10 protein-coding genes are annotated in these 15,757 nt (G+C 71.6%); 4 read left to right on the forward strand and 6 right to left on the reverse strand.

The genetic code is table 11. The annotated features are described in order from the left end of the window. Nucleotides 1–134 precede the first annotated feature (134 nt). Nucleotides 135–665: a TerD family protein gene (locus ABT354_RS20845; RefSeq protein ID WP_351495869.1), complete on the forward strand. Its 531-nt coding sequence runs from the start codon at nucleotides 135–137 to the stop codon at nucleotides 663–665. Nucleotides 666–838: 173 nt separating this feature from the next. Here the strand turns inward: ABT354_RS20845 and ABT354_RS20850 are convergent, their stop codons facing one another. Together ABT354_RS20850 and nrdR are read right to left on the reverse strand one after the other, a co-directional pair. Next, entirely contained in the window at nucleotides 839–3,706 is a 2,868-nt protein-coding gene (locus ABT354_RS20850; protein WP_351495871.1) for a vitamin B12-dependent ribonucleotide reductase, read from the reverse strand. 190 nt (nucleotides 3,707–3,896) lie between these two features. Continuing rightward, nucleotides 3,897–4,409, reverse strand: a complete 513-nt coding sequence (gene nrdR, locus ABT354_RS20855; RefSeq protein WP_351495872.1) for a transcriptional regulator NrdR — start codon at nucleotides 4,407–4,409, stop codon at nucleotides 3,897–3,899. 924 nt (nucleotides 4,410–5,333) lie between these two features. Here nrdR and lexA point away from each other — a divergent pair. Next, on the forward strand, nucleotides 5,334–6,128 hold the full coding sequence (gene lexA, locus ABT354_RS20860) for a transcriptional repressor LexA (protein WP_351495874.1): 795 nt from the start codon (nucleotides 5,334–5,336) through the stop codon (nucleotides 6,126–6,128). Between the two features lie 92 nt (nucleotides 6,129–6,220). On the opposite strand, the gene ABT354_RS20865 is transcribed toward lexA, so the two are convergent. From ABT354_RS20865 to ABT354_RS20875, 3 genes are all read right to left on the reverse strand, one after another. Beyond that, complete coding sequence (locus tag ABT354_RS20865) at nucleotides 6,221–8,191, reverse strand: ATP-dependent DNA helicase (RefSeq protein ID WP_351495876.1); 1,971 nt, start codon at nucleotides 8,189–8,191, stop codon at nucleotides 6,221–6,223. Between the two features lie 239 nt (nucleotides 8,192–8,430). Further along, complete coding sequence (locus ABT354_RS20870) at nucleotides 8,431–9,195, reverse strand: GNAT family N-acetyltransferase (RefSeq protein ID WP_351495878.1); 765 nt, start codon at nucleotides 9,193–9,195, stop codon at nucleotides 8,431–8,433. A 112-nt stretch (nucleotides 9,196–9,307) separates the two neighbouring features. Beyond that, a complete protein-coding gene (locus ABT354_RS20875; protein WP_351495880.1) occupies nucleotides 9,308–11,311 on the reverse strand; it encodes an IucA/IucC family protein in 2,004 nt (667 codons plus the stop codon). Nucleotides 11,312–11,730: 419 nt separating this feature from the next. Here ABT354_RS20875 and ABT354_RS20880 point away from each other — a divergent pair, with 419 nt between their 5' ends. Both ABT354_RS20880 and ABT354_RS20885 read left to right on the forward strand, forming a co-directional pair. After that, complete coding sequence (locus ABT354_RS20880; RefSeq protein WP_351495882.1) at nucleotides 11,731–12,906, forward strand: trypsin-like serine peptidase; 1,176 nt, start codon at nucleotides 11,731–11,733, stop codon at nucleotides 12,904–12,906. 69 nt (nucleotides 12,907–12,975) lie between these two features. Then, a complete protein-coding gene (locus ABT354_RS20885; RefSeq protein ID WP_351495884.1) occupies nucleotides 12,976–14,115 on the forward strand; it encodes a trypsin-like serine peptidase in 1,140 nt (379 codons plus the stop codon). Between the two features lie 149 nt (nucleotides 14,116–14,264). On the opposite strand, the gene hflX is transcribed toward ABT354_RS20885, so the two are convergent. After that, the gene (hflX, locus tag ABT354_RS20890) at nucleotides 14,265–15,755 is read right to left on the reverse strand and encodes a GTPase HflX (RefSeq protein WP_351495886.1); all 1,491 of its coding nucleotides are present in this window, start codon (nucleotides 15,753–15,755) and stop codon (nucleotides 14,265–14,267) included. Nucleotides 15,756–15,757 lie beyond the last annotated feature (2 nt).

Raw genomic sequence — 15,757 nt, forward strand, 5'->3', positions numbered from 1 at the left:
CCTACCGGAAGCGGAGCCACCGGGACAGGTGTGCACCCGCCAACTCCTCGCGGTGGACGGCGCCGACCGGCTACGGTCGTCGGACCGAGATGCTCCGGGGAGAGGTTCCGGTGGTCACACGGAAGGGGAGTCTGGTGAGCAGCCTGAGCAAGGGGGTCGGCACGGTCGAGGTGGGTCTGAGGTGGGACCCGAGCCCGATGGGCACGGCACCGCATGATCTCGACATCGTCGCGGCCACCTACCGGGCGGACGCCCCGGACGGGGATCCGGCCTATGTCGTGCACTTCGACAGCCGGTCGCCGGACGGGACGATCACGCTGACCCGGGACAGCAGGACCGGGCAGGGGTTCGGCTTCGACGAGGTGCTGAAGCTGGAGCTGACCCGGCTCGCACCGGTCCACGGACGGGTCGTGGTCGGGGTGGTGGTCCAGCAGAAGCATGGCCGCCGAACCTTTGGGGAGGTGGCGAAGACGCAGGTCAGGGTGGCTGAGGGCATCACCGAGCTGTGGAAGGACGATCTCGCGGCGGTGGCGGGGTCCACGGCGGCGGTGGTCGCGGAGTTCGTCCGGACCGGTCCCGCGGTGTGGGAGTACCGGCCGGCGCTCCGGGGCGAGGAGGCCGATCCGCAGGGCTTTCTCGCCCTGATGGGCCGCGTCACGGAATGACCGGCTCCGCGGACTGACCGGCGTCACGGAGTGACCGACGTCCGTCAGGGAACAACCGGCTCCGCGGACTGACCGACTCCGGGGATCGTCCCGCCGGAGGTGACCGGCGGGACGATCCCCGGAGGTGAACGGTGCGCACCGCGGGGGCCGGTCTTGGACCGGCCCCCACAGGGTCAGCTACAGCCGCTGGTGGAGCCGCAGCCCTCGCAGATGTAGCAGGAACCCGCGCGCTGCATCTTGGTGCCGCAGGAGAAGCAGAGCGGCGCGTCCGCGCTGATGCCCAGCTGCATCTCGACCAGCTCGGCCGAGTTCTGCGGCGCGGCGGCCGGGGCCGGCAGGACCGCGACCGGCTCCTGCTGCCTCGGCGCGGACTGCGCGAGGCCCTCGACGTCCAGCTCGTCCTCGGCCGGCTCGTAGGAGCCGGTGTCCAGGTGGCGCTGACGCTCCTCGGCGGAGTGGATGCCGAGCGCCGAACGGGTCTCGAAGGGCAGGAAGTCCAGCGCCAGACGGCGGAAGATGTAGTCGACGATCGACTGCGCCATCCGCACGTCCGGGTCGTCCGTCATACCGGCCGGCTCGAAGCGCATGTTGGTGAACTTGGCGACATAGGTCTCCAGCGGCACACCGTACTGAAGGCCCACCGAGACGGCGATGGAGAAGGCGTCCATCATGCCCGCGAGGGTCGAGCCCTGCTTGGACATCTTCAGGAAGACCTCGCCCAGACCGTCGTCGGGGTACGAGTTGGCGGTCATGTAGCCCTCGGCGCCACCCACCGTGAAGGAGGTGGTGATCCCCGGGCGGCCCTTCGGGAGGCGCTTGCGGACCGGGCGGTACTCGACGACCTTCTCGACGGCCTCGCGGATCGTCGCCTCGGTCTTGGCGGTGACCTCGACCTTCTCCTGCTCCTTCTTCTTGGCGGAGAGCGGCTGGCCGACCTTGCAGTTGTCGCGGTAGATCGCGAGCGCCTTGACGCCCATCTTCCACGCCTCGAAGTAGATCTCCTCGACCTCCTCGACGGTCGCCGTCTCCGGCATGTTGACCGTCTTGGAGAGCGCGCCGGAGATCCACGGCTGGATCGCGGCCATCATCCGGACATGGCCCATGGCGGAGATGGAGCGCTCGCCCATGGCGCAGTCGAAGATCTCGTAGTGCTCGGTCTTGAGCCCGGGGGCGTCGACCACATTGCCGTGCTCGGCGATGTGCTCCACGACGGCCTCGATCTGCTCGGCCTGGTAGCCGAGGCGGCGCAGCGCCTGGGGCACGGTGCCATTGACGATCTGCATCGAGCCGCCGCCGACCAGCTTCTTGAACTTGACCAGGGCGAGGTCGGGCTCCAGGCCGGTGGTGTCGCAGGACATCGCCAGACCGATGGTGCCGGTGGGGGCGATGACCGACGCCTGGGCGTTGCGGAAACCGTTCCTCTCGCCCAGGCCGAGCACGTCCTGCCAGGCCTCGGTGGCGGCGGCCCAGATCGGGGTGTCCAGGTCGTCCGTGCGGACGGCCACCGCGTTGGCGTCGGCGTGCTGACGCATCACCCGCTGGTGGGCGTCGGCGTTGCGGGCGTAGCCGTCGTACGGGCCGACCACGGCCGCCAGCTCGGCGGAGCGGCGGTACGAGGCGCCGGTCATCAGGGAGGTGATGGCACCGGCCAGCGCCCGGCCGCCGTCGCTGTCGTAGGCGTGGCCGGTGGCCATCAGCAGCGCGCCGAGGTTGGCGTAGCCGATGCCCAGCTGGCGGAAGGCGCGGGTGTTCTCACCGATCTTCTGGGTGGGGAAGTCGGCGAAGCAGATGGAGATGTCCATCGCCGTGATGACCAGCTCGACGACCTTGGAGAAGCGCTCGATGTCGAACGACTGGTTGCCCTCGCCGTCGTCCTTGAGGAACTTCATCAGGTTCAGCGAGGCGAGGTTGCAGGACGTGTTGTCCAGGTGCATGTACTCGCTGCACGGGTTCGAGCCGTTGATCCGGCCGGACTCGGGGCAGGTGTGCCAGTTGTTGATGGTGTCGTCGTACTGGATGCCCGGGTCGGCGCAGGCCCAGGCGGCCTCGGCCATCTTGCGGAAGAGCGACTTGGCGTCGACCTCCTCGATGACCTCGCCGCTCATCCGGGAGCGCAGTCCGAAGGTGGAGCCCGCCTCGACGGCACGCATGAACTCGTCGTTCACCCGGACCGAGTTATTGGCGTTCTGGTACTGGACGGACGTGATGTCGTCGCCGCCCAGGTCCATGTCGAAGCCCGCGTCACGCAGCGCGCGGATCTTCTCCTCCTCCTTCACCTTGGTCTCGATGAAGGCCTCGATATCGGGGTGGTCGACATCGAGAATGACCATCTTGGCGGCGCGGCGGGTGGCTCCACCGGACTTGATCGTCCCGGCGGAGGCATCGGCTCCGCGCATAAAGGAAACGGGTCCGGAGGCATTGCCGCCGGAGGAGAGCAGTTCCTTGGAGGAACGGATCCGGGAAAGGTTCAGACCGGCGCCGGAACCTCCCTTGAAGATCATGCCCTCTTCCTTGTACCAGTCGAGAATCGACTCCATGGAGTCGTCGACGGAGAGGATGAAGCAGGCGGAGACCTGCTGCGGCTGCGGCGTGCCGACGTTGAACCACACCGGCGAGTTGAAGCTGAAGATCTGGTGGAGCAGGGCGTAGGCCAGCTCGTGCTCAAAGATCTCGGCGTCGGCGGGCGAGGCGAAGTACTTGTAGTCCTCACCGGCCTTCCGGTACGTCTTCACGATCCGGTCGATGAGCTGCTTCAGACCGGTCTCGCGCTGGGGAGTGCCGACTGCCCCGCGGAAGTACTTGCTGGTGACGATGTTGACCGCGTTGACCGACCAGAAGTCGGGAAACTCGACGCCACGCTGCTCGAAATTGATCGAGCCGTCGCGCCAATTGGTCATGACGACGTCACGACGCTCCCAGACCACCTCGTCGTACGGGTGCACGCCGGGGGTGGTGTGGATGCGTTCGATGCGCAGACCCTTGCTGGCCTTGGCTCCCTTGGTGCGGGACCCTCGTGCCGGGCCGCTCGTCGTCTCGGTCATGCCGCCTCCCATATGTGGGCAAAAACGCCCTTGAGTGCCCAGATCTTCCCAGGGCACTGTCGGTGTGTGGTGTCACGGGCGCCCCAGCACCCCTGACAAGTCCTGTCGCCGCCCGGCGTCGCGCGCGGGGCGGACGGGCCCGTCCTAGGGGCCCTGGTCTTCCGGTCCCGGATCCTTGTCCGGGCGCGGCTCAGCCGCCGGAGCCGGCGGGGGCGGGGACCGCGGTGGGTCCGCCCGCTCCGTCCGCCCCGGCGGGCCTGCGGTGGACCCGCAGCTCCGCGATGGCCGCCTCGAAGTCCTCCAGCGTGTCGAACGCCCGGTAGACGGAGGCGAAGCGCAGATAGGCGACGAGGTCGAGTTCCTGGAGCGGTCCGAGTATGGCCAGACCCACGTCATGGGTGGTCAGCTCGGCGCTGCCGGTGGCCCGCACCGCCTCCTCGACCCGCTGGCCGAGCTGGGCGAGGGCATCCTCGGTGACCGGCCGCCCCTGGCATGCCTTGCGCACCCCGGAGATGACCTTGATCCGACTGAACGGCTCGGTCACCCCGCTGCGCTTGATCACCATCAGCGAGGCGGTCTCCACCGTCGTGAAGCGGCGGGAGCAGTCGGGGCACTGCCGACGGCGCCGGATCGACGTTCCGTCATCGGTGGTACGGCTGTCGACGACCCGGCTGTCGGGGTGCCTACAGAAGGGGCAGTGCACGGATCCGAACCCTCCTTCACGGCACGACTGATGCGCCTCACCGAGGCCATGGAGCCCCTCGAAGCAGCCCCCAGCATAGGCGATGGCGGGAGCCCTTCAGGACCCGGGACCACAACCACTGGGCTGCACCCACAATCCAACCACTAGATGTGGGGTTTGGTGGCGCTCCGGACACAAGAGCGTGTCGGATGAGCGGGGACGATCGCACAGGGCGTACGGGCGGTGACGCCACGACACGGCCGCACCCTGCGCACGGGGTGGCCGCGGGGTCGCGGAGAGCCACCCCCGGCGGTCCGGTCCGGCCGCCGGATCCGTCGGCGGTCACCCGGGGCGCTCACCCGCGCGGAACACAGGCGTGCGAGCGCGGGACGGTGGGCCCGGCCGGCCAGGAGCCGGACTACGGTTCCACCGCCGGGCCGGCCACGGATTCGGGTGCCGACCGCTGAACCGACCCACTGAACCCGACGCGCGGAATCGGACCACGGAATCGGACCGGAGGGTCTGACCACTGAGTCCGACCGCAGGGTCCGACCAACAGGTCCGGGCCGCGGGTTCCGGCTGCGGGATCGGCCAGGAGAGTAGGGGAATGCCCCGGCACGGCCTTTACCGACCCGGCATCCCGGGATTCCCGGACCCCGGATGCAAAACTGAAGAGGTCCGCCGGTCCGGCACAGCGGGGAACGTTACCGTAAGGACTCACACCACCGCACAACGACCGGCGGGTCGGCCACCGCGCCCCGGACAGGGCCCCACGGGAAGCGGAGCCGTGACGGAAGCAGAACGGAACAAGAAACCCGCCCAATACACCTAATCGCATGGCCGCGTAAGGCAATCCTCGATTTTTCACTCGAACGTGTGTTTGGCGCAACCTTTCGAAACCAACTACCGTTGTCCAGCTAGGGAGACCAATCGAGAGGGGCCGACGTGACCACCACCGCCGACAGTGCCACCATCACTGCCCAGGACCGCGCCCAGAACCGATTCGAGCCGGTGCATGCCATGACCGAAGCAGCCACAGGCCCCGAGGGGGCGGACCCCTCCCGCGCCGCGCGCTCCCTGCCCGGACGGCCCCCCGGTATCAGGGCCGACAGCTCGGGCCTCACCGACCGCCAGCGGCGCGTCATCGAAGTCATCCGTGACTCCGTGCAGCGCCGGGGATACCCTCCGTCGATGCGTGAGATCGGCCAGGCCGTCGGCCTCTCCAGCACCTCCTCCGTCGCCCATCAGCTGATGGCCCTGGAGCGCAAGGGCTTCCTGAGGCGCGACCCCCACCGGCCCCGCGCCTATGAGGTCCGGGGCTCCGACCAGCCCAGCACCCAGCCCACCGACACCACCGGGAAGCCCGCCGCCTCCTATGTGCCCCTCGTCGGCCGGATCGCGGCAGGCGGACCCATCCTCGCCGAGGAGTCGGTCGAGGATGTCTTCCCCCTCCCCCGCCAGCTCGTCGGCGACGGTGAGCTGTTCGTCCTGAAGGTCGTCGGCGACTCCATGATCGAGGCCGCCATCTGTGACGGCGACTGGGTCACCGTGCGCCGCCAGCCCGTCGCGGAAAACGGTGACATCGTCGCCGCCATGCTCGACGGCGAAGCCACCGTCAAGCGCTTCAAGCGGGAGAACGGCCATGTGTGGCTCCTCCCCCACAATGCGTCCTACCAGCCGATCCCCGGCGACGAGGCCACCATCCTCGGCAAGGTCGTGGCGGTGCTCCGCCGGGTCTGACCACCGCCGCCCCCAGACCGGGCCCCGGGACCCCACTGCGCCGGTTCCGGGGTCCCGCCCTGTCCCCGACAACCAGGGACCGGTACCCGCTGTCAGGCCCCGTCCGCCCGCGCCTTCGCGTCGATCGCCGCCAGCGAGCGCCGCACCTGATTGCGGTCCGTCGTGTACCAGAAGTCCGGCAGCGAGGCCTTGAGGAAGCTGCCGTAGCGGGCCGTCGCCAGCCGGGGGTCCAGCACCGCCACCACCCCCCGGTCGCCCGTCGCCCGTACCAGCCTCCCCGCGCCCTGCGCCATCAGCAGCGCGGCATGGGTCGCCGCGACCGCCATGAAGCCATTGCCCCCGGCCTCCTCCACCGCCTTCTGCCGGGCGCTCATCAGCGGATCGTCCGGCCGGGGGAAGGGGATACGGTCCATGACCACCAGCTGACAGCTCGGCCCGGGAACATCCACGCCCTGCCAGAGCGAGAGCGTGCCGAAGAGACAGGTCGCCGGATCCGCCGCGAACGTCTTGATCAGCTCGCCCAGCGTCTCCTCGCCCTGGAGCAGGATCGGCCGCTCCAGCCGGCCCCTCAGCTCCTCCGCCGCCGCCTGGGCCGCGCGCATCGAGGAGAACAGCCCCAGGGTGCGCCCCCCGGCCGCCTCCACCAGCTCCGCCAGCTCGTCCATCATGTCGCCCCGGGAGCCCTCCCGGCCCGGGGTCGCCAGATGCCGGGCGACATAGAGGATCCCCTGCTTCGGATAGTCGAAGGGGGAGCCCACATCCAGCCCCTTCCACGGCGGGGCGTCATCGGCGACCGTCCCCTCCGGGGAGAGCCCCAGGGACGCCCCCACTCCGTTGAAGTCACCGCCGAGCTTCAGGGTGGCCGAGGTCAGCACCACCGAACGATCCGCGAACAGCTTCTCCCGCAGCAGCCCCGAGACCGTCATCGGCGCGACCCTCAGGGAGGCGCCGAACCGGTCGTGGCGCTCGTACCAGACCACGTCGTACTCGGAGCCCTGAAGGATGCGCTCCGCCACATCGTGCACATTCTCCACCGAGGCCAGCGCCTGCTTGCGGACCGCGTCCTCGTCCTGCACCGAGGAGTCACGGGTCGAGCCCAGGGCCGAGATCACCGTCCGTGAGGCGTCCCGCAGCGAGGCGAGCGCATACCCCAGATCCTCCGGAAGCTCCTCCAGCCGGCCCGGGAGCGCCAGCTCCATCAGCCGCTCAAAGGTCTCCGCCGCCGTCTGGAGGGCGTCCGCCACCTTCTCGTCCACCAGCTTCGCGGACCGCCGCACCGCGCGGTTCACCTGGCCGGGGGTCAGCTCCCCAGTGGCCGCGCCGGTCACCCGGGAGACCAGCTCATGGGCCTCGTCGATCACCAGGACCTCATGCGGCGGGAGCACCGGCGCGCCCTCGATGGCGTCGATCGCCAGCAGGGCGTGATTGGTCACCACCACATCCGCCAGCTTGGCCCGCTCCCGGGCCTGCTCGGCGAAGCACTCCTGGCCGTACGCGCACTTGCTCGCGCCCAGGCACTCCCGGGAGGTGACCGAGACCTGTGACCAGGCCCGGTCGGAGACGCCCGGGGTCAGCGCGTCCCGGTCGCCCGTCTCCGTCTCGTCCGCCCAGTCCCGCATCCGCAGCAGGTCCTGCCCCAGCCTGCTGGTCGGCGCCGCCGCCTCGAACTGGTCGAACAGCCCCTCGTCCTCGTCCTGCGGCATCCCCTCGTGGAGCCGGTGCAGACAGAGGTAGTTCGACCTCCCCTTGAGCATGGCGAACTCGGGGCGGCGGCGCAGCAGCGGATGCAGGGCGTCGACCGTCCGGGGAAGATCACGCTCGACCAGCTGGCGCTGGAGGGCGAGGGTCGCGGTGGCGATCACGACCGGCTCGCCATGGGCCACCGAGGGCACCAGATAGCCGAGCGACTTACCGGTGCCGGTACCGGCCTGGACCAGGAGGTGGGACCCGTCGTCGACGGCCTCGGCGACGGCCTCGGCCATGGCGAGCTGACCGGGCCGCTCCACACCGCCGACGGCGGAGACAGCGGCGTGGAGGAGTTCGGGGAGGGATGGCTTCGTCATAGGCCGACCACCCTAATCCGTTGGTAGGACAGTGCGGGGCGAGTGCGGGGTTCGTTACGGGCTGTTCGAACGGCCGGTCCATGACACCGACGGCCACCGACGGTCACCGGCGCATACCGAGGGATACCGCCGGATACCGATGGCCTCCCGGGCATCCCGCCGCCCCGCGCGCCCGGCCCCGTACCGCCGCCCGCGTGCCCTGCCCCGTACCCCGCGCGCGCAGCCCCGTACCGCCCGGATCACAGCACATGGCGCAGCGCCCGATCACGGATCATGAGCGCGGCCCGTTTCCCCGGCAGCTCGCACTCGGCGCTGAAGCGGAAGCCCGCGCTGAGGAAGGCCGACACGGAGGGGGTGTTGCGGAGGTCCGGTTCGGCGATCACCCGGGAGCACCGCGGACGATGGTCGAACACCAGGTCGGAGACGGCCCGCAGCAGGGCGGAGCCGACGCCCCGGCCCCGGTGCGGCACGCCTCCGATCAGGACATGGACCCCGGTGTCATGGGGCCGGGCCGGATAGTGCCGGGCCAGGGGATCGAGGTCGGCGCGGTAGATCTCGAAGTAGCTCATCGGGACGGTGTCGAGCACCCCGAGACAGGGCACGCTCCGCCCGTCGCCGTGCACCCGGGACCGCAGATGGGCGTCGGTGACGGAGTCCGGTCCGGCCAGCTCCCAGAAGGCGGCCACGGCCGGGTCGTTCATCCAGTGGCTGATCAGTGCGAGATCGCGGTCGATCCGGACGGGGACCAGCCGCAGATCGCCCACCCGGGTGGGGGTGCTGCCCCAGGCGGCGATCCCGTCCAGCAGCCCGCCGGGGCCGGGGTCGGGCCCGTCGGCACCCACCGTGCGGAGGGTCTCGAAGGGCGTCTCCTGGGGGAAGAACCGGCGGATGTCCTCGGAGAGCGGCAGCTCCAGGGTGTCGACGGCGCCGGGGTCCGCCGGGGTCGCCCAGGGTTCGCCCGCCGTGGCGGGGCCCGGGTCGCCGCCCGCTTCGGTGGAAGGCACGGTGGCGCTCTCCTCTCGTCCAGCGATGCATACAGCGGTTCGTACGGGGATTCCTACGGCGATACGTGATGCGTCGTGCATGTGGTGCACGTGGTGCGTGCTGCGTGCTGCGTCAGCGGTGCAACGGGTTGGCGACGGTGACATAGACGGACTGGGTCTCGACCGGGCCGGTCAGCTCGTCGAGGCCGCGCAGCCGGGTGAGCAGATTGGCCTTGGTCCGCAGGGTGGGGCAGTCCAGCAGCAGGCCGGGCAGAGGGGAGCCCAGGGCGGCGGCCGAGGCCAGAAAGGTGCGGCAGCCGGCGAGGAGCACCCGTTCGTCGGCGAGCCGCTGCGCCCCGAGGGCCCCGATCAGACCGAGGACGTTGTTGACGCCGAGGTAGTAGGCGAAGCGTTCGTCGGCGACGGCGTCGGGGACGAAGGTGTCGCTGTGGGAGCCGATGCCGGGCAGCCGCCGCTCCAGGCGTTCGCGGTACGAGGCACGGAAGTAGTACCCCTGGTTGTCGCGGTAGTGGCCACCGGCGGGCCAGCCGTCGGGGTCCAGCCGGACCAGGGTGTTCTGCTGATGGGCCTCCAGGGCGACCCCGGCGGTGGCGTCCAGCCACAGGACGGGGAGCACCACCTGGTCGAGGTAGCGCAGAAACCACTCGGTGGCGACGGCTCCGACCGGCCGCCCGGTGCGCCGGGCCAGCCGGGCGACGGTCTCCGCGAGCCGGGAGCGCAGGGTGCCACGGCCGGGCCAGGGCCTCGGGGCGGTGAGTCCGGCGACACAGACCACGTCGTCGTCGGGGCCGAAGGGGTTGTGGCGGAGGACGACATCGAGTCCGGGTACGGGCTCCCGCGCGCCCGCCCCCGTACCGCCGTAGCTGCCGGATCCCACACCGGCCACACGGTCCACGCCGTCCACCGAGCCCGAGGAATCCACGGCGAGCCAGGCGGGGTCGCGGACGACGCCGAAGCCGGGGTGGGCCGCGCGCCAGCGTTCCGCGAGTCCGGTGCGGAGCAGCCGGTGCACCTCGACGCCCCGGTGGAGTTCCTTGCGGAGGTGCTCCCGGCGGGAGTTGGTGAGGGAGAGGGCGAGGGAGAGCTTGAGCATGGCGGGGGCGCCGGGCCGGTAGACGGTCCGCACGGATGAGGTGGGGTGCCAGCGGTCGCCCCAGGGGCCGAGGTCCCGCAGCAGTCCGGCGTCGAGGAGGGCGGCGACGGCGGGGCGGCGGCGCACCTCCGCCGCCTGCCAGGGGTGGAGCGGCAGGGCGACGGTGTCCTGGGGCAACGGGAGGCCCGGGGCGAGGCGCGCGGTCAGCCGCTCGGCGGGCAGCGGGCGGCCCCGCTCGGTCCAGGCGGAGTCGGTGGCGAGGACGGAGCGGTGGACGGCCATCCAGTGGAGGGGGAAGGAGCCGTGCAGTTCGGGCGCGTAGACGGGGTGCTCGGAGTCGGAGAGGCCGGGCCGGCTCTTGGGGGTGGGGTGCAGGGGGTGGCCGAGGACCAGGGCCTGTTCCGCTGCCAGGAAGGGATCGGTCTCCGGCGGCGCGGGGTGCGCGCGGTGGTGGGCGAGACCGTCGGCGGTCCGGCGGACGGAGTCGGCGACCCGGCCCACCAGCTCCGTGTGGTGCGCGGTGTCCGTCTCCCGGGCGAGCAGCGCGGCGACGGTGACGGCGTCCACCGGGGGTGCCCGGTGCCCGGCGCCCTCCAGCCGGGGCGGGTCGAGCCGGTGGGTGCCCGTGGGTGACCAGGAGCGGACGGGGACGAGCAGTGCGGTGCCGCTGGCCGGGAGGGGGATGCGCAGGGTGGCTCCGCCGGGCTCGGGCAGATCGTGCTCCCGTGCCCAGCAGCGCAGCAGATTCCCGACGGTGGCGGCGTCGGCGGCCCGGTGGGGGTCGGGGTCGTCGAGCGGGTCCGGGCCGGCCGGTGGGGTGTCCCGCGCGGCGGGTGCGGTACGGGGGGACGCGTCCGCGCCGTCGGCGGGCCGGGGGCCGGGGTGCTGCCGGGGCACCGTGCGGGGGTCGTCCGGTGCCCCGCCGGTGGGGAGGGTGGCGCCCGTGGATGCGAGGGGGGCGCCCATGGCTCCGACGGGGGCAGGGGCAGGGGCGGGTCCGAGGGGGGCGGGGGTGGCGTTCACGGGGAACTCCTTGGGTGGGCCGGTTCGGAGGACGGGCGCGGTGCGCGGGCGGTACGCGGCGGCCGTCGGGCTCCCGTACCGCCACGACCACCACGGCCCTCGGGCGAACCGCCGAACACGAACCGCTGAACACCCGTGGGCCCCCGTCCGTATCCCCGTGTGTACCAACGACGCCGCGGGCCGGGGATCACGGTCGGAGCCGGGATCCCCGCGGCGGAAGGAACCGTGGACCTGCCGCGTGCCGTCCCCAACGGCACCGGCATAGTGGGAGGCCGCGCTCCGGCGAGGGGCCGTCCGGCGGTGAGCGCCGACGGTACCGGCCGGTTCTCCCGGAGCCCTCCCGGCAGTGCGCGGACACCGAGGTCCGCCGGCACGGTTTCACCGGCACCGAATGACGAAGTCCCAGGGGGATTCACGACATGCGACCCATCCGCTCCGCCATGGCGGCGGTATCCATAGCCGCCGCGCTCGCCCTGACCGCGACCGGCTGCGGTACGAGCGAGAACAGCGCGGGCGACACCTCGGACGCGGCGTCCGAGGAGAATCTGCTGGACCGGATCAAGATTCCGAAGGAGCTGGAGGAGCGGCTCAAGGAGCACGGTATCGATCTGGCCAAGTGGCGCGACGGCGCGTGGCGCGACTTCGACAAGGACAAGTGGCTCCGCGAGGCCCAGGACTTCGTCAACCCGATCATCGAGGATCTGTGGAACCCGGACCGGATGCGGGAGGCCGAGACCCCGCCGGACCGCCCGGTCGGCCAGGGCATCACGGAGGACGGGGCCGTCAGCGACCCGGAGCCGCGGCCGGTGACGCCCCGGCCGGTGTCCGCCCCTTACCGCAGCGGTGTGCCGGAGGCCGGGAAGGTCTTCTTCGACGGCCCCGAGGGGTCGATGGTCTGCTCGGCGACGGTGGTCGAGGACCCCGCCAACCCGGGGAAGTCCAATCTGGTGTGGACCGCCGGACACTGCGTCCATGCCGGCAAGGACGGCGGCTGGTACCGCAACATCGCCTTCGTCCCCTCGTACAACGACGCCGCCCGGCCCGCCGGTGAGCTGGACGGCGCGCCCAAGGACGAGGTCGCCCCGCACGGGGTGTGGTGGGGCGACTGGGCGAAGACCTCCGAGCAGTGGATCGGCGAGGGCGCCAAGACCGGTGGGCGCGGTGCCCCCTTCGACTTCGCGGTCATCCATGTCACCCCGGAGAAGGGCGGATCGGGGAAGTCGCTGGAGGAGACGGTCGGTTCGGCGCTGCCGGTGGAGTTCGACGCCCCGTCCGCGCGGGAGCTGACCGAGGTGACGGCGACCGGCTATCCGGCGGCGGCGCCCTTCGACGGCGAGCGGATGTTCCAGTGCGCCGATGACCCGGGGCGGTTCTCGGTACGGACCGACCAGCCCACGATGTACCGCATCGGCTGCACCATGACCGGCGGCGCCTCGGGCGGCGGCTGGGTGGCGGAGGGCCGCGACGGCCGGCCCGCGCTGGTCTCCAACACCTCCATCGGACCGGTGCCGGCCCGATGGCTCGCCGGGCCCCGGCTCGGCTCCGAGGCGAAGGCGGTCTTCGACGCCGTCAGTGAGAAGTTCGCCGGCCGATAGACCCGTTCCGGATCCGACCAGGATCCGACCCGGCGGCCGGCTCCGACCGAACCCGGAGAGGGATCGTTCATGCGTTCGATACGTTCGTGGCCGGCCGCCACGGTGCTCACCCTGGCCCTGGCACTCACCGTGACCGGCTGCGGCGGGGACGGTACGGACGGGGAGGGCGGCACCAGGGCCGCCGGGCTCCCCGCCGAGGTGGCCGACCGGCTGCGGGAGCACGGGCTGGACCCGGGCGCCTGGCTGGACGGCGCGTGGCGCGACTTCGACAAGGACAGCTGGCTCCGCGAGGCCCAGGACTTCGTCAACCCGGTGATCCGGGATCTCTGGGGTCCCGAGCGGATGACCTCCGCCCAACCTCCGGAGGTCGCCCGCGCGCCGGGCGATGCCACCGGGGACGAGGGGGTCTCCGACCCGGAGCCCCGCCCGGTCCGGGCGGTCGAGGAGAACCGGCCCTACCAGCGGAACGCGGCACCCGTGGGCAAGGTCTTCTTCGACGGCCCCGAGGGAGCCATGGTCTGCTCGGCGACGGTGGTCGAGGACCCCGCCAACCCGGGGAAGTCCAATCTGGTGTGGACCGCCGGACACTGCGTCCACGCCGGCAAGGACGGCGGCTGGTACCGCAACATCGCCTTCGTCCCCGCCTTCAACGATCAGGGCCGTCCGCCGGAGCAGCTGGCGGCGGCCCCGGCGGCGGAGGTCGCCCCGTACGGCGTGTACTGGGCGGACTGGGTCTCCACCTCCCAGGAGTGGATCACCCAGGGCGGTCCGACGGGCGGTGCGGGCGCCCCCTACGACTACGCGGTCATGCGGGTCAAGCCCCGGGAGGGGGCGCGCTCGCTGGAGGAGAGCGTGGGCACCGCCCTGGACATCGACTTCGCCGCGCCGCCGTCCCGGGAGATCGGTTCGCTGGGCGCCTGGGGCTATCCGGCCGCCGCGCCCTTCAATGGCGCGATCATGCACAAGTGCCTCGACCGCCCCGGGCGGCTCTCGCTGCTGCCGGGCACCCCGACCATGCACCGCATCGGGTGCACGATGACCGGGGGCTCCTCCGGCGGCGGCTGGTTCACCGCCCGTGCCGACGGTACGACGGTCCTGGTCTCCAACACCTCGATCGGCCCGGTGAACGGCGGCTGGCTGGCCGGACCCCGGCTGGACGAGGGGGCGCAGCGGCTCTATCGGGAGATGAGCCGCCGCGCCACACCCTGACCCCGGGCCTCGGGCCTCGGGCCTCGGGGCAGCCCTGCACCCATGACAAGAGGCGCCCGCACCGTCATCCGGTGCGGGCGCCTCTCATGGCTCATATGTCCCGCCGACCCCGCCCGACTCAGGGACCGGAGCGGGGGCCGATGGATCGATCAGCCGGCCACCGGCACATACGGCGCCAGCGCCGCCGCCAGCTCCTCATGGACCCTGGCCTTGAGCAGGGTGCCGTCGGCGCCGTGCTCCTCCGAGACCACCTCGCCCTCGGAGTGCACCCGGGCGACCAGGCCACCCTGGGTGTACGGCACCAGCGCCTCGATCTCGACCGAGGGCCGGGGCAGCTCGTCATCGATGATCCGCAGCAGCTCGGCGATGCCCTCGCCGGTCCGCGCGGAGACCGCGATGGCGTGCCGCTCGGTCCGCAGCAGCCGCTGGAGGACCAGCGGGTCCGCCGCGTCCGCCTTGTTGATCACCACGATCTCGGGGACATCGATCGCGCCGACGTCGCGGATCACCTCACGGACGGCGGCCAGCTGCTCCTCCGGGACGGGGTGCGATCCGTCCACCACATGCAGGATCAGGTCGGAGTCGCCGACCTCCTCCATGGTGGAGCGGAACGCCTCCACCAGATGGTGGGGCAGATGCCGGACAAAGCCGACGGTGTCCGCCAGGGTGTAGAGCCGCCCGCCCGGGGTCTCGGCCCGGCGCACGGTGGGGTCCAGGGTGGCGAACAGCGAGTTCTCCACCAGGACTCCGGCGCCGGTGAGGCGGTTGAGCAGCGAGGACTTGCCGGCGTTGGTGTATCCGGCGATGGCCACCGAGGGCACCTTGTGCCTGCGGCGCTCCTGCCGCTTGATCTCGCGGCCGGTCTTCATCTCCGCGATCTCCCGGCGCATCTTCGCCATCTTCTCGCGGATCCGCCGGCGGTCCGTCTCGATCTTGGTCTCACCGGGGCCTCGGGTGGCCATGCCGCCACCGCCGCCGCCACCCATCTGCCGGGAGAGCGACTGACCCCAGCCGCGCAGCCTCGGCAGCATGTACTGCATCTGCGCGAGCGCCACCTGCGCCTTGCCCTCGCGGGACTTGGCGTGCTGGGCGAAGATGTCGAGGATCAGGGCGGTCCGGTCGACCACCTTGACCTTGACGACATCCTCCAGATGGATCAGCTGGCCGGGGCTCAGCTCACCGTCGCAGACGACCGTGTCGGCGCCGGACTCCAGCACGATGTCCCTCAGCTCCTGCGCCTTGCCGGAACCGATATAGGTGGCCGGGTCCGGCTTGTCGCGGCGCTGGATGACACCGTCGAGCACCATGGCGCCCGCGGTCTCGGCCAGGGCCGCCAGCTCGGCGAGGGAGTTCTCCGAGTCCTGCACGGTCCCCGAGGTCCAGACACCGACCAGCACGACGCGCTCCAGGCGCAGCTGGCGGTACTCGACCTCGGTGACGTCCTCAAGCTCGGTGGAGAGGCCGGCGACCCGTCGCAGCGCGGCGCGCTCGGCGCGGTCGAACTGCTCGCCGTCCCGCTCGCCGTCGATCTCGTGGCTCCAGGCGACGTCCTCTTCCATCAGGGCATCGGCCCGAAGGCTCTCGGTGCGGGCGCGCTCGAAGCTCTGCTCGTCCTGGGAAGGGGAAGAAGAGGAGGTCATTG

Origin of the sequence: Streptomyces sp. NPDC000594 (assembly GCF_040299965.1) — a bacterium.
Classification (GTDB): Bacteria; Actinomycetota; Actinomycetes; order Streptomycetales; family Streptomycetaceae; genus Streptomyces.